Consider the following 17421-nt stretch of genomic DNA (forward strand, 5'->3'; position numbering starts at 1 on the left):
ATCAGTTTGCCCCCTTGAACGTGCGCAGACGCGCCGCCAAACGCAGGGCCGCCGCCACCGCGAACAATGCGCCACCGATGGCGATTGCATATTGCCACGTCCCGACCTTGCCGACCCATTCCAGCGCGGCAATCCCCGTGCTTTCGGCCAGCCAATCGCCCGCAGCTTTCAAACCCGAACTATCCAGATGCCCGCGTCGCATCGCAAAGGCATGCCCCGCATAGGCAAGCGCGACGCCCGACGCCAAAACCACCAAATCCGATACAACGTCCAGAGCGCGACGCACCTTGGTCGACAACAGGTCGCTGATCACAGAAAACCGGATGTGGCTGTCCGTCATATAGGCATAGGCCACGCCGAACATGACGCCATAAATCGTCAGATAGATCGGTAATTCTTCGCCCCAGGCGATCGATTTACCCAGCGTATAGCGACGCAGGGCGTTGACGAAGATGATCGCAAAAACCAGCGCCATCGACAGTCCTGCGCCAAAGGCAAACAGGCGTTGAACGCCACGGTTGATCTTGTCCATATCGGAACTCGCTCTTGGGGGTCGTAGATAGAATTCGGGGCAGCACGAAACCGGCTGCCCCGAACGATGGTTGGATTATTGCGCTGCGGCAACGGCCTCTTGCAGGCGGTCGATCCAAACAGCGTCGTCACCCAGTTCACCGCGCAGGTATTCCACAACGGCGGGCTGTGCTTTGGCGGCGAATGCTGCGATCTCGTCGGCGGTCGGCGAGTAGACCTGCATGCCTTCTTCTTGGACTTTCAGAACGCCCTCGGCGGTACCCCACTGCTGGATCGAGCGGCCCATGTTACCTGCAACGCGGGCGGCCTTTTTGACCACAGCCTGTTCGGCGGGCGACAGGGTTTCATAGAACTCGTCCGAGATGACGATAAAGTCGGCGGCGTATACGTGGCCATCAAGGGTCATGTATTTCTGCAGCTTGTGCAGGCCGTTGTTGTAGATCGTACCAACGGGGTTTTCCTGACCGTCAACAACGCCGGTCGACAGGGCGTTGGGCAGTTCGGTCCATGCGATCGGGGTCGGCTCACCGCCCAGACCTTTGACCATCTCAACGTAGAGCGGGATCGGCTGAACGCGGAATTTCAGGCCTTCCATGTCCTCGGGGCTGCGGATTTCGCGGGTGCCATTGGTGAAGTTACGGAAACCGGTTTCACCATAGGCCAGCGTGCGCAGGCCAGTTTCGGCGAGGCAGTGCTCGGCCAGTGCGTCACCGAATTCACCGTCCAGAACGTCCCATGCGATGGTCGCCGACGAGAAGGTGTAGGGGATATCCAGAACGCCAGCTGCGGCGCAAACCTTGGACATTGCGCCCGATACGATCGCAACTTGGGTCAGACCTTCTTGGGCCTGTGCGACCAGCTCGGTCTCGTTGCCCAGAGCACCGGCGGGGAAAAGTTCAACCGTCAGGTCGGTTTCACCCTCAACAATGTTTTTAAAGATGTGGGCAGCCGCACCTTTTTTCGACGCGGTCCAATCATCGGGGTCCACATGTGCAACACGCAGGGTTTGTGCCGAAGCAACCGAAGTCATGCCAACAGCCAGAGCCGCCGCAGCAGCAATCGTCTTGAGTCCGAACGTCATTAGATTTCCTCCCTTTTTCGTTCAGAAGGTCGCGCATCCGTCGCGACCGGTTCACTGTCAAAGGCCCGAAACGTGGCCTTCATCCGTTCAGGGTCCGCAGGGGAACCCGTGAAAAACTCAAACGCACGAACGGCCTGAAAGACCGCCATGCCTTCGCCCGGCAGAACCCGACAGCCCGCCGCGCGCGCCCCGCGCAGCAGTTCGGTTTCAAGCGGGAAATACACAATGTCCGCGACCCACATCTCAGGGGTTAGCAGATCGACCGGAAACGCCGTTCCGGGCAGTTTCGCCATGCCCATCGGGGTCGCATTGACCACGCCGTCGGGGCGATCCTTGGCGACCATTTCTGGGATGTCGCGAACGATGTTCACCTCGACATCGCGTTCGGTCGTCTGAAGCAGTTGTTTCGCCAAATCCGCCGCTCGGTTGGGATCAACATCACTGATCGACAGGCGCGAAACTCCGCACTCCAACAGGGCATGCGCCACGGCGCCACCGGCCCCACCCGCACCAATCATCAGCGCATGATCGGTCTTGGCCCCGTTCAGGCCACGGCGGAAACTCTCGCCAAAGCCCCACATGTCGGTGTTGTGCCCAAACCGGCGACCGTCACGGAAGACAACCGTGTTCACCGCATCCACCGCACGTGCGGCGGGCGACAGCTCATCCAATAACGCCATCACCTCACGTTTGAACGGATAGGTGACATTGACGCCGGCGTATCCCTCGGCCTCAAGACGGGTCAGAAGATCGGGCAAGGTGACATCGGCCATCGCCGCGTCATCCATGTCGAGCAGATTATAGGTGCAAACCATTCCCTGTGCGCGAGCCTCGGCCACGTGCATTGCGGGCGTGCGGGACAATGAAATCCCCCGCCCGATCAGACCGACCAGAATTGTGCGGTCCCCAGAATGATGTTCGGCATGCGGCATGTGTGGATGCCCCTCCCCAAGCGTCCTCGATTCGACGCAACAATGTACCACGCGGTTAATTTGCGCAAGAGCTTTGTACCGGCCGGTTAATTTGCTTGACCTCGCCGCCCTGTTTTGGGACAGTCCCGCCATGTCCGAAACCGGTGAAAACACACGAAAAAAGGCGCGTTCCTGGAAACAGGATCCCGAGGCCGTACGCGCGGATATCCTTTGTGCAGCGCGCGCCGAATTCGCGGAACACGGCCTGTCGGGCGCCCGCGTTCAGGACATTGCCGACCGGATTCAAACGTCCAAACGCATGATTTTTTACTATTTCGGGGACAAAGAGGGCCTGTACCGCGCCGTCCTTGATGAGGCCTATCGCAGCGTGCGGAAGGCCGAGGCCGAACTGGAGCTGGACGGCCTGCCGCCCGAAGAGGCGCTGCGTAAGCTGGTGGAATTCACCTTTGACCACCATCGCGCGAATGCGGATTTTATCCGGCTGGTGATGATCGAAAACATCCATGGCGCGCGGCACATGCACGAGATCGACTCGCTCAGCCAGACCAACACCGCCGCGATTGGCCAGATCGAACGCATCTGCAAGGCGGGGATCGACGCGGGCCTGTTTCGGGCCGATGTGTCACCGTTGGAAATCCACTGGCAGATCAGCGGGATGAGCTTTTTTAACGTGGCGAACATGGCGACGTTTTCGGTCAACTTTGGCCCCGATCTGTTCACGGATGACGCCCAGTTGCGCCTGCGCGAAACCGTGGTGAACAGCATTTTGGCCTCGGTGCGGGCGACCTAGCCGCTTCTAGTCGGGGGCGAGGATGTCGCGCAGGCTGACCTCGGGTTCGGGCGTGTCGCGCAAATCCAATGCCGAGACGATGTCGATCAGGTGGCTTTTCATCTGCGCCTCGGCCTCATCCCCGTCACCACGACGAAAGGCCTCGACCAGCGCATGATGCGCGTGTTTTTCGCAGAGCGCGCTTTCCCGTTTCCAATAGAGCGCAATGATCAGCGACGACCGCGCCACAAGGCGTTCAACAAAACCCGCGATGGTTTCCTGATCCGCGATATGGGAAATCTCGATATGGAATTGCCCCGAAAGGCGCAGGGCGCGGCCCGGCTCACCCTCGGCAATCGCCTGATGTTCGGCCGCGATGTGGGATTCGAGCCGCGCAAGAGCCGCATCCGTCATACGCTCTGTGGCCGAGCGCGCGGTGCGCGGCTCCAACAACGCGCGGGCCTCAAATACCTCGCGCGCCTCACGGATCGTGGGTTTCGCGACGAATGCCCCACGGTTGCGTTTCAATTCAACCAACTGCACATGCGACAAGGCCTGTAGCGCCGCACGCACGACCGTGCGGGACACGCCATAGATCTCGCTCAGGTCATCTTCGCCCAGCTTGGTTCCGGGTTTCAGGCGGTGTTCGTGAATCGCTTGGGACAGGGATGTCATCAACTTGGCCGCCGGCCCCGTCACTGTGGGCGTAATAAAGGCAGGGTTTTCGGCGATTCGGTTCATGTCTGTGCTCCTGCTTTTATGTGTTGCACCCAAAGCGGATTCACACAAGCACGGCCCATGACGACAACCTGTATTCAATTTTGTATACAATTTGATTGCACATTTTTAGACAAATTACCCAGCAAACCGATGAAATATTCAGCAAAATAAGAATCTGCGCCCGTCGAGCCCGTAAAATTCTTGCGCGAATTCCCCGACACGCGCCCAAGATGGCCTCAACACCACATGGGGCCCAGAATGAGTATTGTATCCGATCTTGAGCTAGTCTCGCTGACGAAACGCTATGGTCAAACTGTGGCCGTCGATGCGATTTCGCACCATTTCCGCGCGGGCACCTATGCCTGTCTGCTGGGCCCGTCGGGATGCGGTAAATCCTCGACCCTACGGATGATCGCCGGTCATGAGAGCGTGTCGGACGGGTCGGTCGTTCTGGCCGGTCGCGACGTGTCGCATCTGCCGCCCGCAAAACGCGGCACGGCAATGATGTTCCAGAGCTATGCCCTGTTCCCCCACCTCACTGTGCGCGACAACGTGGCCTTTAGCCTGCGCATGGCCGGTGTCGACAAAGCCGAACGCCACAAACGCGCCGACGAGATGCTGGAACTGGTCGAGATGACCCAGTATGCCGCGCGCAAGCCTGATCAGCTGTCCGGCGGGCAGCAACAGCGTGTCGCGCTGGCCCGTGCGTTGATCACCCGCCCGCAGGTTCTGTTGCTGGACGAACCCCTGTCCGCGCTGGACCCGTTTCTGCGCATCCGGATGCGCGCTGAACTGAAACGTCTGCAGCGCGAACTGGGTATCAGCTTTATCCACGTGACCCACGGTCAGGACGAGGCGCTGGCCCTTGCCGACGACATTATCGTTATGAACAACGCCCGCATCGAACAGGCTGGCCCCGCGCGTGAGGTGTTCAGCGCGCCGCGCACCGCCTTTGTGGCGCGGTTCATGGGCGGCCATAACGTCCTGTCCCTGCCCCAAGGTCAGATAGCCCTGCGTTCAGACGCAATGAGCATCGCGCCCGCCCAAGGTGGCCGTTTGGACGGCAAGGTCAGCAACATCGAATATCAGGGCACGCATGTGGCCCTGACGGCGCAGGTCGCGGGCGATCAAGAGGTCACCGCCCTGCTCTCGGACGAGGCGTTTTTTGCCGCCCCGACCGAATTGGGTCAAGTGATCGGTCTGAACTGGTCCGATCAAGCAGCCCACCCCCTAAGCGAATGACGACATAAAAACCAAGCGCAACAGAGAGGAAGACCAATGACGACGATTTCCAAGGTCCGCTATAGCCGCCGTGCTATGCTCAAGGCCGGTGGGGCCGCACTGGCCGCATCGACCCTGTCCGCACCGATGGTGTGGGGTCAGGAAACCAAGAACATCACCCTGCGCCAGTTCGGCACCGGTGTTTCGAACCTGAACGACGTGGCCACCAAGGTTAAGGAAGACCTGGGCTTTACCCTGGAAATGACCGCGCTGGATTCCGACAGCGTGACCCAGCGCGCCGCGACCCAGCCTGACAGCTTTGACATCGCAGACATCGAATACTGGATCTGTAAAAAGGTCTGGCCGACCGGCAACCTGCAGGCGATGGACACTTCGAAAATCGCCAACTACGACAAGATCGTCGGCATTTTCCGCAGCGGTAAGCTGACCCCCGAAAGCACCATCGCACAAGGCACCGCGCCGCATTCGGTCGGCTTTGTTGACGGTCCCGGCGGCACCAGCTTTGCCGATAGCGAAACGGGTTGGATGACCCTGATCCCGACCATCTATAACGCCGATACCCTTGGCATCCGTCCCGACCTGATCGGTCGCCCGATTGAGAGCTGGACCGAGCTGCTGAACCCCGAGTTCAAAGGCAAGGCCTCGATCCTCGACATCTCGTCGATCGGCATCATGGACATGGCTATGGTCTGTGAAGCGATGGGCGAAATCCAGTACGGCGACAAAGGCAACATGACCAAGGAAGAGATCGACAAGACCTTTGCGATCTTTACCGAAGCCAAGAAAGCCGGCCAGTTCCGCGCCTTCTGGAAAACCTTTGATGAATCCGTGAACCTGATGGCCTCGGGTGAGGTTGTGATCCAATCCATGTGGTCGCCCGCCATCACCGCCGTCAAATCGCGCGGTATCCCCTGTGTCTATCAGCCGCTGAAAGAGGGCTATCGTTCGTGGGGCGGCGGTCTGGGCCTGTCGGCCAACTTGTCGGGCATAGAGCTTGAGGCCGCTTATGAATACATCAACTGGTACCTGTCCGGTTGGGTTGGCGGGTACCTGATGCGTCAGGGTTACTACTCGGCCGTTCCGGAAACCTCGAAGGACTACATGAGCGAAAACGAGTGGGGCTATTGGTTCGAGGGCAAAGCAGCCACCGACGTCATCACCTCGCCGACCGGCGATACGCTGGCCCAAGCGGGCGAAGTGCGCGACGGTGGTTCGTTCGAAGAGCGTATGGGCCGCGTGGCGTGCTGGAACGCCGTCATGGACGAGAACCAGTACATGGTTCGCAAATGGAACGAATTCATCGCCGCCTAAGCGATGGTTCCAAGGCTGGGGGGCGATGCCCCCCAGACCCCCTTTGAGTATTTTCACCAAGATGAAGAGGCAGGCCGTGCTGCAAAATCGGAATGTATTGGGGTGGCTACAAGCGTCGCCTCTTGCTGTGGTCCTGCTGGGGTTTCTGGTGGCGCCGATCGTGATGATCGTCATCGTCAGTTTCTGGGGTGCGACGGAGTATTCGATCTATCCGGCGTTCCAGTTTGATAACTATGAATTTCTTTTCGGGTCCTCGGTGACCTACACGGTGTTTTTCAACACGTTCAAATATGCTCTGATCACATGGGCGATGACGTTGGTGTTGGGGTTTACGGTTGCGTATTTTCTGGCCTTTGAGGTGCGTAGCCTGAAGTGGCAGATCGGGTTGTTTCTGGTCTGTACGATCCCGTTCTGGACGTCGAATATCATTCGCATGATAAGTTGGATCCCGTTTCTGGGGCGCAATGGCTTGGCGAACTCGACCCTGATCAGTTGGGGTGTGATTGATGAGCCGCTTGAGTGGCTATTGTTCTCGGATTTCTCGGTCATTTTGGCCTTTGTGCACCTTTATACGCTGTTCATGGTGGTGCCGATTTTCAACTCGATGATGCGGATTGATCGGTCGTTGTTGGAAGCCGCGCGCGATTGCGGAGCCAGTGGGTTCCAGACCCTACGCAATGTGATCATCCCCCTGTGCAAGCCGGGGATCATGATCGGGACGATCTTTGTGACGACCCTTGTGATGGGGGATTTCATAACGGTCCGGTTCATGAGCGGGTCGCAACGCGCCAATGTAGGTCGCCTGATTTCCAATGATATCAGCCTGTTGCAGTATCCGTCGGCCTCGGCCACCGCGGTTGTGTTGCTGTGCACCGTTTTGATCGTGATCGCGCTGTTGCTGCGTCTCGTCGATATTCGCAAGGAGCTGTGATCATGGAAAAGCGCAGTCGTTCGTTCTATGCCCTCGCCGCCTTTTTCGGTCTGTTCGTTCTGTTCCTTTACGGGCCCATCGTGACCATCGGCATCCTTAGCTTTCAGGGGCCGCAGGGCGGTTTGACCTTTCCGATGAATGGCGTGTCCCTGCATTGGTTCCGCGACCTGTTTCAGGAGCAGGCGGTTGGCGACATCTGGGGCAGTTTTCGACGGTCCTTTGCACTGGGCCTGATGGTGATGGTGACCACGGTGGTTGTGTCGGTTCTGGGGGGCCTCGCGTTTCGCAAACGGTTCGCCGGATCGACGGTTCTGTTCTATCTGACCATTGCGTCGCTGGTGATCCCGTCGATCCTGATTTCGCTGGGCGTGGGGTTGATTTTCAACCAGATCGGATTGCCCGTGCATTGGGCGTCCTCGGGGTTTGGCAGTCAGCTGACTTGGACGATCCCCTTTGGTCTGTTGATCATGTTCGCGGTGTTTAACCGGTTCGACAAAAGCTATGAAGAGGCCGCGCGCGATCAGGGCGCAACCGCATGGCAGACCTTCACCTATGTGGTGTTGCCGATCATCGCGCCGTCGCTGCTTGGGGTGGCCTTGTTCGGCTTTACCCTGAGTTATGATGAGTTTGCGCGGACCCTGTTGACGGCGGGCAGCTATAACACCCTGCCCTTGGAAATTTTCGGGATGACGACCAATGTCACGACGCCGGTGATTTTTGCCCTTGGGACGTTGACGACGCTGTTTTCGTTCATCGTGATTGGCGTATTTTTCTTGGCGGTTTGGCTGTCCTCGCGCCGGCAGGATAAGACGTCGGATGCCGGCAAAGGGATGGTGTGACCCATGGCGGTCATTCTGATCAACCCCAACAGCACCGAGTTGATGACCCAAAACGCCCTTGCGGCGGCGCGGGTCGCGGCCCCGGATGTGGAGTTTGATGGCTGGACCTCGCTAAAGGGCCCCGCGTCGATTGAGGGACCCGAGGATGGCGCGACCGCCGTTCCGCCGCTGTTGGATCTTGTGCGGATGGCGGACAATGGCGGGGCGGATGCGATCATCATCGCCTGTTTCGACGACACCGGTTTGGTTGAGGCACAGAAAATCGCGCGCTGTCCCGTGATCGGGATCGGGCAGGCCAGTTTCGTGATGGCGTCCCTGTTCGGGGGCAAGGCAGGGGTCGTGACCACGGTGCCCGAGGCCGTTCCGGTCATCCAAGGCAACATCGCAATGCACGGGTTGGATCATGTCGTTGGACAAGTGATTGCGTCGGGGGTTCAGGTTCTGGCGATTGATCATGAACCGGGCGTCGCCGCGCAGGGGTTTATCGTGGCGGTCGATGATTTGGACGCCGATGTGGACACGATCATTCTGGGCTGTGCGGGAACGGTGTCGATCCTGAATGCGGTCCGCGCGGCGGTGGATAAACGGGTGATCGACGGCGTTTGGGCGGCGGCACGCCTGTGTCGCGCCTTGCCATAATCGAATATGGGGTCGGATTATTTTCCACTTTGAGTGATTTTGGATGACTTTTTCCGACCTTTCGCCCCACGACACCGGTCCGAGCAAAATCGCACCTCTTCCCAGACATCGGCCCACTTCTTACGCCACGTAAACGGGCGGCCACAGGTGGCACAGGTTTTGGTCGGCAGGTCGGATTTTCGTCGCATTTTCATCGGGCATCCCCGTCAAACGGCAGACTTAACTGCCCATCATCCACCCGTTTGCGCGGGGTGCTGCGGCGGGACTTGCGGCTGCCATGTGTGCTTAGGATGCGCGCCGATTGTTCGCGATGGCCCGCACCGCGCCTCACGGCCCAGACACGATCACGCGCCTCCCGCGCCGCCACAACGTGGTCGACAATTGGCATCGGATAGGCGCGCCCCAGCACCTGCCCTGCCTCGTCCGCGCGCCATGGTTCATGGATAAACTGGTCCGGAATGCCCGCCAGTTCCGGCACCCATTTGCGGGTGAACGTGCCCGTCGGGTCCTGATCGTACCCCTGTTTGACTGGGTTATAGATGCGCACCGTGTTAATCCCCGTGGTGCCCGATTGCATCTGCACTTGGCTCCAGTGAATGCCAGGTTCGAAATCGGTAAAATACCGCGCCAATTGCAGGCCCGGCGCGCGCCAATCCAACCACAGGTGATAGGCCGCGACCGACATCACCATCGCGCGCATGCGGAAGTTCAGCCACCCCGTCGCACGCAGCGACCGCATACAAGCATCCACGAACGGCAAACCGGTTTCGCCACTTGCCCATGCCGCCAACCGATCTTGATCGGGCGCGGACGGGCGCAATCCGTCATAGGCGGGATGCATGTTTTGGAACTCAATCCGCGGGTCGGATTCCAGTTTCTGGATGAAATGACAATGCCAATGCAGGCGGCTTTGGAACGATTTCAGGGACCGCGCCCATTGCCCCGTCCGCCCCTTGGCCGCCGATTTCGACACTTGCGTGACCTCACGCATCGACAGTGTGCCCCACGCCAAATGCGGCGACAGGCGCGAGCAGGCCCGCGCGCCCGCATCGGGCGAGGACATCGCGCGCTGATACGGTTCGCCCCGCGTGTTCAGGAACGTGCCGAGACAGTCCAGACCAGCCCCCCGCCCGCCGGTCTGACGTTCGGGGCACGGGTCGGGCGACAGGCCCAGATCAGGCGCACCAGGCACCCCACCGACGTCAATTCCGGCGGGCAATGGGGCCAAATCGGGCACCCCAGCCACAGGCGCGGCCATGAACCGGTCCCAGTTGCGCGCCCACCCGTCGCGCGACGCCATCGCGCGCCAAACGCCGTGCTGTCGCACCTGATGCCACGGGATACCGTTCGCCCGACACCACGCGACCACCCGCCTGTCCCGCGCGTAGGTCCAGTCGTTGCCGGTTTCCTCATGCGACCACAGCGCGGTGAGATGCCCGCGATCCCGAAGGTCCTGCAAAACGTCGATCACATCGCCGGTCCGCAGCACCAGAGGCGCCCCCGCGCGGGAAAGGTCATCGCGCAATTCCGTCAGGGACTCTGCCGCAAATGCCCATTGGCGCGCGGACATGTCGGGCCCCCGCCACCACTCTGGTTCGGCCACATATAGGGGGAGAACGGGGCCGCATTGCGTCGCCGCTGTAAGCGCCGCATTATCCGCCGCCCGCAGATCGCGCTTGAACCACATGACCTGCATTTTCGCCCTTTCCGCCGTTGTCTGGCGGGTCATTTAGGGCAGATCGCAATGGGGTCTAGGCATCGGCCATGATCGCGATGATCTGGTCCTTGGTCAGGGGGACGGGGTTGGCCTTGCTGGACGATGCATTCGCGGCACCTTCGGCCATATCGGCATAGATTTCGGGCGGGCAATTCAGCGCGGCCAGATCGGGTAGGCCATTCGCATCAACAAAGGCGCGCAGGGCACTGGTCGCCTGATCCGCGGGCACGCCCAAGGCCGCAGCGATCCAGCCCGACACCTCATCAAACCGCGTCAGGTCGCGCCCCGTCTCGGCGGCAATCCGGCGGTTTGCGTCCAATGCGGGGGCCAGCAACCGGCCACAAATCGCGCCATGCGCCCCGCCCTGCCCGCCAATCGGCGCGGCCAGACCGTGCACGATCCCAAGGCCGGAATTGGCCAGTGCAACACCGCTAAGGTAACTGGCACGCGCCAGATCATCACGGGCCTGTGCGTCCTCGGCCCCCATCAACGTCACCAGCGCCCGCATCCCGTCACCAATCGCATCGCGCCCGAACGCATCAGTAAACGGGTTGGCGCGGATGCAGAGATAGCTCTCGATCAACTGCGTCACCGCGTCCAGACCGCTGGCCAGTGTCAGGGACCGCGGCGCATTATCCGTCAACGCCGGATCGACAATGGCCAAGATCGGAACCAGACGGGCGTCTCGCAAACTGACCTTGATCTGGCGGTCGGGCACGGTAATGACGGCGTTTTTGGTCGCCTCGGCCCCTGTGCCGGATGTGGTCGGCATCGCGACGAACGGCAATGGATCGGCCAGAACCCGACCCGTTCCGACGATTTCGAGGTATCCAACCGGATCACCGGTTGAGGGCGCGAGACCCGCAATCGCCTTGCCCAGATCAATGACCGCGCCGCCCCCGATGGCGACGACACAATCGCCCGCAAAGGCGCGCGCCTGATCCACGGCGTCCACCAATTCGGGCAGTTTGGGTTCGCCCTGCGACACCACCTGATGCACGTCACAGCCCCGCGCGATCAGATCGGCGCAGAACGTATCGACCCACGCGACGGACCGGCCCCGCACCACGACGATGCGCCGTCCCATATCCGCCACGCGCGCGGCGGCCTGATCGCGCATCCCTCGCCCGAACAGCGTTTCGCGCGGTGTGATCAGGCCAAAACCGGTCATCCTGCGGCACGATCCTGTGCGTGGTACTCGGCGACGCGATTGACCTCGTCGGCCGAGCCAAGGATCACGCCGACGCGTTGGTGGAAATCATCGGGCATCAGGTCAAGGATCGGCATGGTGCCGGTCGAGGCCGCACCGCCCGCCTGTTCGATGATCGCGCCCATCGGGTTCGCCTCATAAAGCAGGCGCAGACGTCCGCCCTTGGCCGCGTTTTCAGTGTCTTGCGGGTACAGGAACACCCCGCCACGGATCAGGATACGGTGCACCTCGGCGACCATCGACGCGGTCCAGCGCATGTTGAACGCCTCACCGCGCGGGCCCTCGGTACCGGCGATGCATTCATCGACATAGCGGCGCACCGGCGACTGCCAATAGCGATAGCGCGAGGCGTTGATCGCGAATTCGCGGGTCTTGGCGGGCACGGTCATCGACGGATGGGTCAGGCGGAAATCACCGGTCCCGTATTCGCAGGTGAACCCGTCCACACCGTGGCCCAGCGTCAGAACCAGCATCATCGCTGGCCCATAGATCGCATATCCGGCGGCGACCTGTGCACGGCCCTTTTTCAACAGGGTGCGGTCGCCGTCCTTTTCCACCTGACAGATCGAAAAGATCGAGCCGACGGACAGGCCGACCTCAATATTCGACGAGCCATCCAGCGGATCGTAATAAAGCAGATAGTCGCCCTCTTCGGGTTCTTTCAGCCACGTCGCCTCTTCGCGCTCTTCGCTGACCAGCGCGGCCAGACGCGGCGAGTTCTCGCAAATCCGCGCAAAGGTCTCATCGGCCACCACGTCCAGCTTTTTCTGATCCTCGCCTTGGACATTGGTGTCCCCGACCAGACCATGGTTCCCCTCAAACGCCGCATTGCGCAGGCTGTTGCCGATCACGCGACAAGCCGAGGCGATGTCTTCGATCAGGAAAATCAGGTTGGGATCAAGACCATCCAATGCAGAATGGCGGGTCATATAGCGGCGCAGGGTGGGCCGTTCGGTCATAGGATCAGAACCTTATCGTTGCATCTACCGCCCGTTTCCAAGCCGCATACTTGGTCGCGCGGGTCTCTTCATCCATAGCGGGCGTGAAACTGCGATCCAAGGCCCAAGAGCGCGCAAAGGCGTCCTGATCGGGGTAAATACCCATCCGTTGACCGGCCAGCCACGCCGCCCCCATCGCCGTGGTTTCCAACACCTGCGGGCGATCCACAGGTGCGCCGATGATGTCGGACAGGAATTGCATGGCGTAGTCCGACGCGCTCATCCCGCCGTCGACGCGCAGGGCGGTGTCGCTGTTGCCGTCCCAATCGGCGGTCATCGCGTCCAGCAAATCGCGGGTTTGAAAGCCCACGCTTTGCAATGCCGCGCGGGCCAATTCCTCGGGTCCCGAATTGCGGGTCAGGCCGAACACCGCGCCGCGACATTCCGCGTTCCAATAGGGCGCGCCAAGGCCAGTGAACGCAGGCACCAGAACCACGTTTTGACCGGGATCGGCGCGTTCGGCCAAGGGTTGGGTCTCTTTCGCCTCGCGGATGATTTTCAACCCATCGCGCAGCCATTGCACAACGGCACCGGCGATAAAGATCGACCCTTCAAGCGCATAGGTCGGTTTCCCGTCCAACTGATAGGCGATGGTGGTCAGCAGACGATTGTTCGACACAACCGGCGTGTCACCGGTGTTGAGCAGGGCAAAACACCCCGTCCCATAGGTCGATTTCAACATGCCCGGCGTGAAACAGGCCTGCCCCACCGTCGCGGCCTGTTGATCGCCCGCAATGCCACAGATCGGGATTTTGCGTCCAAACAGATCGGGGCGGGTTTCACCGAAATCGGACGCGCAATCGCGCACCTCGGGCAGCATCGACATGGGGATATTGAACCGGTCACAGATGGTCTTGGACCAGCGTCCCTTGCGAATATCATAGAGCATCGTGCGCGCCGCGTTGGTGGCGTCGGTCACGTGCTGGGCACCGCCCGTCAGGTTCCAGACAATCCACGTGTCCACGGTTCCAAAGGCCAGTTCACCCGCCTCGGCCCGCGCGCGGACACCGTCCACATTGTCCAAAATCCACGCCAGTTTCGTTCCGGAAAAATACGGGTCCAGCAACAGACCCGTGCGGTCGGTCACCGTGTCCTCAAACCCGTCGGCCTTGAGCGCCTTGCAAAACTCGGACGTGCGCCGGTCCTGCCAGACGATGGCGTTATGCACCGGTTTGCCGGTCTTGCGGTCCCAGACGAGGGTCGTTTCACGCTGGTTGGTGATGCCGATTGCGGCGATACCTTCGGCGCCCATGCCCGCCTTTTCGATGGCCGAGCGGCAGGTCGCAGCGGTCGTCGACCACAGATCGGCAGGATCATGTTCGACCCAGCCACTGGCCGGAAAATGCTGTTCAAACTCTTCTTGGGCGGTCGCGACCACGGTCAGATTTTGATCGAACAGAATGGCCCGTGTGGATGTTGTGCCCTGATCGATTGCCAAAACATAGGTCATCGCCGCCTCCCGTCTGCGCGATCTTGGTGTCCCCTATCTATAGGGCACCGCATTGAATTTGTGAGGGATAAAGTGACCGGGGCCCGCATTGGGCCCCGGCCGTGTGACGTCTTACTGCCAGGACTGGATCAGCTCGTCATAGCTGACCGTCGCGGGCGTTTCGTCTTCGTTGTCGAGCTTGGCGTAGGGCGCACCGGGCTGGGCGAACCAGTAATCGGCGTCCTGCTCGTCGTTCAGCTTGGGACCGATGTCACCCTGGATACCGGCGCGCTCCAGACGCTGCAGGACTTTTTCCTGATCGGCGCACAGCGCATCCAGTGCCTCTTGCGGGGTTTTGGCACCCGACATTGCGTCACCGATGTTCTGCCACCACAGCTGGGCCAGTTTCGGGTAATCCGGAACGTTGGTGCCGGTCGGCGACCACGCAACACGGGCGGGCGAACGGTAGAATTCGACCAGACCACCCAGTTTATCCGCACGTTCGGTAAAGCTCTCGTGCTGAACCGTGGATTCACGGATAAAGGTCAGACCCACGTGCGACTTTTTCACGTCGACGGTTTTCGAGGTCACGAACTGGGCATAGAGCCAAGCCGCCTGAGCGCGATCAACCGGGGTCGACTGCATCAGGGTCCAGGAACCCGCGTCCTGATAGCCGACCTTCTGGCCTTCTTTCCAGTAGACGCCATGCGGGCTGGGGGCCATGCGCCATTTCGGCGTGCCGTCCTCGTTCATCACCGGCAGACCAGGTTTCACGGTGTCCGCGGTGAACGCGGTGTACCAGAACATCTGCTGGGCGACGTTACCCTGTGCGGGGATCGGGCCAGCCTCGGAGAAGGTCATACCTGCCGCTGCGGGGGGCGAGTATTTCTCCAGCCATTCGATCGCCTTGGTCACAGCATAGACCGCTGCGGGCGAGTTGGTCGCGCCGCCACGGGCCACACAGGAACCGGTGGGCTGGCTGTTTTCGTTGACGCGGATACCCCATTCGTCAACCGGCAGACCGTTGGGTTCGCCAACGTCGCCCATACCAGCCATGGACATCCACGCGTCGGTGTAACGCCAGCCAAGGCTGGGGTCTTTTTTACCGTAGTCCATGTTGCCAAAGACTTCGCCGTCCACACCCAGATGCGACAGGTCGCGACCGGTGAAGAACTCTGCGATGTCCTCATAGGCCGACCAGTTCACCGGAACGCCGAGGTCATAGCCATATTTGGCCTTGAAGTCCGCCTTGTTCTTTTCGTCGTTGAACCAATCGTAACGGAACCAGTAGAGGTTCGCGAACTGCTGGGTCGGCATTTGGTAGACCTTGCCGTCCGGACCTGTGGTGAAGCTAAGGCCGATGAAATCGTCCATGTCCAGCGTCGGCAGGGTGACGTCTTTGCCCTCTTGCGCCATCCAGTCGGTCAGGTTGCGCACCTGCTGATAGCGCCAGTGGGTCCCGATCAGGTCACTGTCGTTGACGTAGGCGTCATAGATGTTCTCGCCGGACTGCATTTGCGTCTGCAGCTTTTCAACCACGTCACCTTCGCCGATCAGGTCATGGGTGACCTTGATGCCGGTGATTGCGGTGAATGCGGGGGCCAGAACTTGGCTTTCGTATTCGTGGGTGGTGATCGTTTCTGAAACGACCTTGATCTCCATCCCTGCGAACGGTTTGGCGGCATCCACAAAGAACTGCATCTCTGCTTCTTGCTCGGCGCGGCTCAGCGACGACAGATCGCCGATTTCGCTGTCCAGAAACGCCTTGGCCGCGTCCATGTCGGCAAAGCTGGGCCCGGCAAGGCACAGAGCTACTGCCGTGCTGGCAATAAGTTTCTTGGTCACTTTAGTCCTCCCAAAAGTATCCAGTTTCTTGAGGTTTATGATTGTTTGACCAGGCTTCCTCAGGTCCCGATCAACGCACCCGTCCTAGACCCAGCGAAACACCGCTGCGGCATAGATCAGGCAAACGATCAGGGCATAGGGTTGATGCGCCCCGACGATCCCCAGCCAGGCCAGATTGATAAAGGCCGAGCCAAGCAAGGTGATGAACAACCGGTCCCCGCGCGTCGTTTCGATCCGCAAAACACCGGTGCGCGGTGTCTCGGGAAACTTGATCGCGAGGACGGTAAAGGTGATCAGCAAGCTGGCGATCACCATAAAGAAAATCGCGGTCGGCCAGGTCCATGCCATCCATTCCATAACAGGTCTCCTTTCGGCTTAGACGCGGCCCAGGGCAAAGCCCTTGGCGATGTAGTTGCGGACGAAGTAGATCACCAAAGCCCCCGGAACGATGGTCAGGATACCGGCAGCAGCCAGTACACCCCAGTCGATGCCAGACGCGCCTTGGGTACGGGTCATGATCGCGGCGATGGGTTTCGCATCGACCGTCGTCAGGGTGCGCGACAACAGCAGTTCAACCCAGCTGAACATGAAGCAAAAGAACGCCGCGACCCCGATCCCGCTTGCGATCAGCGGCATGAAGATCTTCACGAAGAACCGGCCAAAGGAATAGCCGTCGATATAGGCGGTCTCGTCGATCTCTTTGGGCACGCCACGCATAAAGCCTTCCAAAATCCAGACGGCCAGAGGCACGTTGAACAGACAATGCGCCAAGGCGACCGCGATATGCGTGTCAAACAGGCCCACCGACGAATAGAGCTGAAAGAACGGCAGGGCGAACACGGCGGGCGGTGCCATCCGGTTGGTCAGCAGCCAGAAGAACAGGTGCTTATCCCCCAAGAACGAATAGCGGCTGAACGCATAGGCCGCGGGCAGCGCCACCGCCAAAGAGATCACCGTGTTCATCGACACATAGATCAGCGAGTTCACATAGCCCATGTACCACGCCGGATCGGTCAGGATCGTCGCATAGTTCGCAAAGGTCAGATCGCGCGGCCACAGGGTGAATTCGTTCAGGATCTCGGTGTTGGTCTTCAGGCTCATGTTCAAGAGCCAGTAGATCGGCAACAGCAGGAACAAGAGATAGATCGTCATCACCACCGCGCGGCTGTTGACCTTGGGCAGGCTGCGCGAACGGGTGGGTGCGGTTTGTACGGTCATATCGGCCAT

The 17421-nt window shown here is 60.3% G+C and carries 18 protein-coding genes; 6 read left to right on the plus strand and 12 right to left on the minus strand.

Going from position 1 to position 17421, the window contains the following annotated elements; translation table 11 throughout:
- Window position 1: 1 nt before the first annotated feature.
- From R1W00_RS04430 to R1W00_RS04440, 3 genes are all read right to left on the minus strand, one after another.
- A complete protein-coding gene (locus tag R1W00_RS04430) occupies window positions 2–532 on the minus strand; it encodes a TRAP transporter small permease (RefSeq protein ID WP_317261496.1) in 531 nt (176 codons plus the stop codon).
- Window positions 533–607: 75 nt separating this feature from the next.
- Window positions 608–1612, minus strand: a complete 1005-nt coding sequence (locus R1W00_RS04435) for a DctP family TRAP transporter solute-binding subunit (RefSeq protein WP_317261497.1) — start codon at window positions 1610–1612, stop codon at window positions 608–610.
- Complete coding sequence (locus tag R1W00_RS04440; RefSeq protein ID WP_317261498.1) at window positions 1612–2544, minus strand: shikimate dehydrogenase; 933 nt, start codon at window positions 2542–2544, stop codon at window positions 1612–1614. The genes R1W00_RS04435 and R1W00_RS04440 overlap by 1 nt, the downstream gene beginning before the upstream one ends.
- A 130-nt stretch (window positions 2545–2674) precedes the next feature.
- Here R1W00_RS04440 and R1W00_RS04445 point away from each other — a divergent pair, with 130 nt between their 5' ends.
- Window positions 2675–3334, plus strand: coding sequence for a TetR/AcrR family transcriptional regulator (locus R1W00_RS04445; protein ID WP_317261499.1), 660 nt, complete (start codon window positions 2675–2677; stop codon window positions 3332–3334).
- A gap of 6 nt (window positions 3335–3340) precedes the next feature.
- On the opposite strand, the gene R1W00_RS04450 is transcribed toward R1W00_RS04445, so the two are convergent.
- Window positions 3341–3988, minus strand: coding sequence for a GntR family transcriptional regulator (locus R1W00_RS04450; RefSeq protein ID WP_317261612.1), 648 nt, complete (start codon window positions 3986–3988; stop codon window positions 3341–3343).
- A 303-nt stretch (window positions 3989–4291) separates the two neighbouring features.
- On the opposite strand from R1W00_RS04450, the gene R1W00_RS04455 reads away from it, so the two are divergent.
- The 5 genes from R1W00_RS04455 (at window position 4292) to R1W00_RS04475 (ending at window position 8995) form a co-directional block, all read left to right on the plus strand.
- Window positions 4292–5275, plus strand: a complete 984-nt coding sequence (locus R1W00_RS04455) for an ABC transporter ATP-binding protein (protein WP_317261500.1) — start codon at window positions 4292–4294, stop codon at window positions 5273–5275.
- Between the two features lie 45 nt (window positions 5276–5320).
- Complete coding sequence (locus R1W00_RS04460; RefSeq protein WP_317261613.1) at window positions 5321–6586, plus strand: PotD/PotF family extracellular solute-binding protein; 1266 nt, start codon at window positions 5321–5323, stop codon at window positions 6584–6586.
- 61 nt (window positions 6587–6647) lie between these two features.
- Window positions 6648–7517 carry an ABC transporter permease gene (locus R1W00_RS04465; RefSeq protein ID WP_317261614.1) on the plus strand — a complete coding sequence of 290 codons (870 nt, stop codon included), beginning with the start codon at window positions 6648–6650 and terminating at the stop codon, window positions 7515–7517.
- Between the two features lie 2 nt (window positions 7518–7519).
- Window positions 7520–8356 (plus strand): ABC transporter permease, encoded by an 837-nt coding sequence (locus R1W00_RS04470; RefSeq protein WP_317261501.1) that lies wholly within the window; start codon window positions 7520–7522, stop codon window positions 8354–8356.
- Window positions 8357–8359: 3 nt separating this feature from the next.
- The gene (locus R1W00_RS04475; protein WP_317261502.1) at window positions 8360–8995 is read left to right on the plus strand and encodes an aspartate/glutamate racemase family protein; all 636 of its coding nucleotides are present in this window, start codon (window positions 8360–8362) and stop codon (window positions 8993–8995) included.
- 17 nt (window positions 8996–9012) lie between these two features.
- Here the strand turns inward: R1W00_RS04475 and R1W00_RS04480 are convergent, their stop codons facing one another.
- From R1W00_RS04480 to R1W00_RS04515, 8 genes are all read right to left on the minus strand, one after another.
- On the minus strand, window positions 9013–9183 hold the full coding sequence (locus tag R1W00_RS04480) for a DUF2256 domain-containing protein (protein ID WP_317261615.1): 171 nt from the start codon (window positions 9181–9183) through the stop codon (window positions 9013–9015).
- Window positions 9184–9185: 2 nt separating this feature from the next.
- Window positions 9186–10724, minus strand: coding sequence for a cryptochrome/deoxyribodipyrimidine photo-lyase family protein (locus R1W00_RS04485; protein ID WP_317261503.1), 1539 nt, complete (start codon window positions 10722–10724; stop codon window positions 9186–9188).
- A 22-nt stretch (window positions 10725–10746) separates the two neighbouring features.
- Window positions 10747–11883: an iron-containing alcohol dehydrogenase gene (locus R1W00_RS04490; protein WP_317261504.1), complete on the minus strand. Its 1137-nt coding sequence runs from the start codon at window positions 11881–11883 to the stop codon at window positions 10747–10749.
- On the minus strand, window positions 11880–12881 hold the full coding sequence (locus R1W00_RS04495; protein ID WP_317261505.1) for a class 1 fructose-bisphosphatase: 1002 nt from the start codon (window positions 12879–12881) through the stop codon (window positions 11880–11882). Before R1W00_RS04495 ends, R1W00_RS04490 begins: the two co-directional genes overlap by 4 nt.
- Window positions 12882–12885: 4 nt before the next feature.
- Window positions 12886–14370, minus strand: coding sequence for a glycerol kinase GlpK (glpK, locus tag R1W00_RS04500; RefSeq protein ID WP_317261506.1), 1485 nt, complete (start codon window positions 14368–14370; stop codon window positions 12886–12888).
- 111 nt (window positions 14371–14481) lie between these two features.
- Window positions 14482–16128, minus strand: coding sequence for an ABC transporter substrate-binding protein (locus R1W00_RS04505; protein WP_317261616.1), 1647 nt, complete (start codon window positions 16126–16128; stop codon window positions 14482–14484).
- 150 nt (window positions 16129–16278) lie between these two features.
- Window positions 16279–16551 carry a DUF2160 domain-containing protein gene (locus tag R1W00_RS04510; RefSeq protein ID WP_317261507.1) on the minus strand — a complete coding sequence of 91 codons (273 nt, stop codon included), beginning with the start codon at window positions 16549–16551 and terminating at the stop codon, window positions 16279–16281.
- Between the two features lie 18 nt (window positions 16552–16569).
- Complete coding sequence (locus R1W00_RS04515) at window positions 16570–17421, minus strand: carbohydrate ABC transporter permease (protein ID WP_317261508.1); 852 nt, start codon at window positions 17419–17421, stop codon at window positions 16570–16572.

It is taken from the genome of Rhodovulum sp. FJ3, from assembly GCF_032918305.1.
Taxonomy (GTDB): domain Bacteria; phylum Pseudomonadota; class Alphaproteobacteria; order Rhodobacterales; family Rhodobacteraceae; genus SAT37.

Coding starts and splice junctions, on each gene's coding strand:
- R1W00_RS04440 (WP_317261498.1), bottom strand. CDS start 2,544: ATGCCGCATGCCGAACATCATTCTGGGGACCGCACAATTCTGGTCGGT.
- R1W00_RS04505 (WP_317261616.1), bottom strand. CDS start 16,128: ATGGACGCGGCCAAGGCGTTTCTGGACAGCGAAATCGGCGATCTGTCG.
- R1W00_RS04470 (WP_317261501.1), top strand. CDS start 7,520: ATGGAAAAGCGCAGTCGTTCGTTCTATGCCCTCGCCGCCTTTTTCGGT.
- R1W00_RS04445 (WP_317261499.1), top strand. CDS start 2,675: ATGTCCGAAACCGGTGAAAACACACGAAAAAAGGCGCGTTCCTGGAAA.
- R1W00_RS04510 (WP_317261507.1), bottom strand. CDS start 16,551: ATGGAATGGATGGCATGGACCTGGCCGACCGCGATTTTCTTTATGGTG.
- R1W00_RS04455 (WP_317261500.1), top strand. CDS start 4,292: ATGAGTATTGTATCCGATCTTGAGCTAGTCTCGCTGACGAAACGCTAT.
- R1W00_RS04450 (WP_317261612.1), bottom strand. CDS start 3,988: ATGACATCCCTGTCCCAAGCGATTCACGAACACCGCCTGAAACCCGGA.
- R1W00_RS04480 (WP_317261615.1), bottom strand. CDS start 9,183: ATGCGACGAAAATCCGACCTGCCGACCAAAACCTGTGCCACCTGTGGC.
- R1W00_RS04490 (WP_317261504.1), bottom strand. CDS start 11,883: ATGACCGGTTTTGGCCTGATCACACCGCGCGAAACGCTGTTCGGGCGA.
- R1W00_RS04515 (WP_317261508.1), bottom strand. CDS start 17,421: ATGGCCGATATGACCGTACAAACCGCACCCACCCGTTCGCGCAGCCTG.
- R1W00_RS04495 (WP_317261505.1), bottom strand. CDS start 12,881: ATGACCGAACGGCCCACCCTGCGCCGCTATATGACCCGCCATTCTGCA.
- R1W00_RS04430 (WP_317261496.1), bottom strand. CDS start 532: ATGGACAAGATCAACCGTGGCGTTCAACGCCTGTTTGCCTTTGGCGCA.
- R1W00_RS04435 (WP_317261497.1), bottom strand. CDS start 1,612: ATGACGTTCGGACTCAAGACGATTGCTGCTGCGGCGGCTCTGGCTGTT.
- R1W00_RS04485 (WP_317261503.1), bottom strand. CDS start 10,724: ATGACCCGCCAGACAACGGCGGAAAGGGCGAAAATGCAGGTCATGTGG.
- R1W00_RS04475 (WP_317261502.1), top strand. CDS start 8,360: ATGGCGGTCATTCTGATCAACCCCAACAGCACCGAGTTGATGACCCAA.
- glpK (WP_317261506.1), bottom strand. CDS start 14,370: ATGACCTATGTTTTGGCAATCGATCAGGGCACAACATCCACACGGGCC.
- R1W00_RS04465 (WP_317261614.1), top strand. CDS start 6,648: ATGAAGAGGCAGGCCGTGCTGCAAAATCGGAATGTATTGGGGTGGCTA.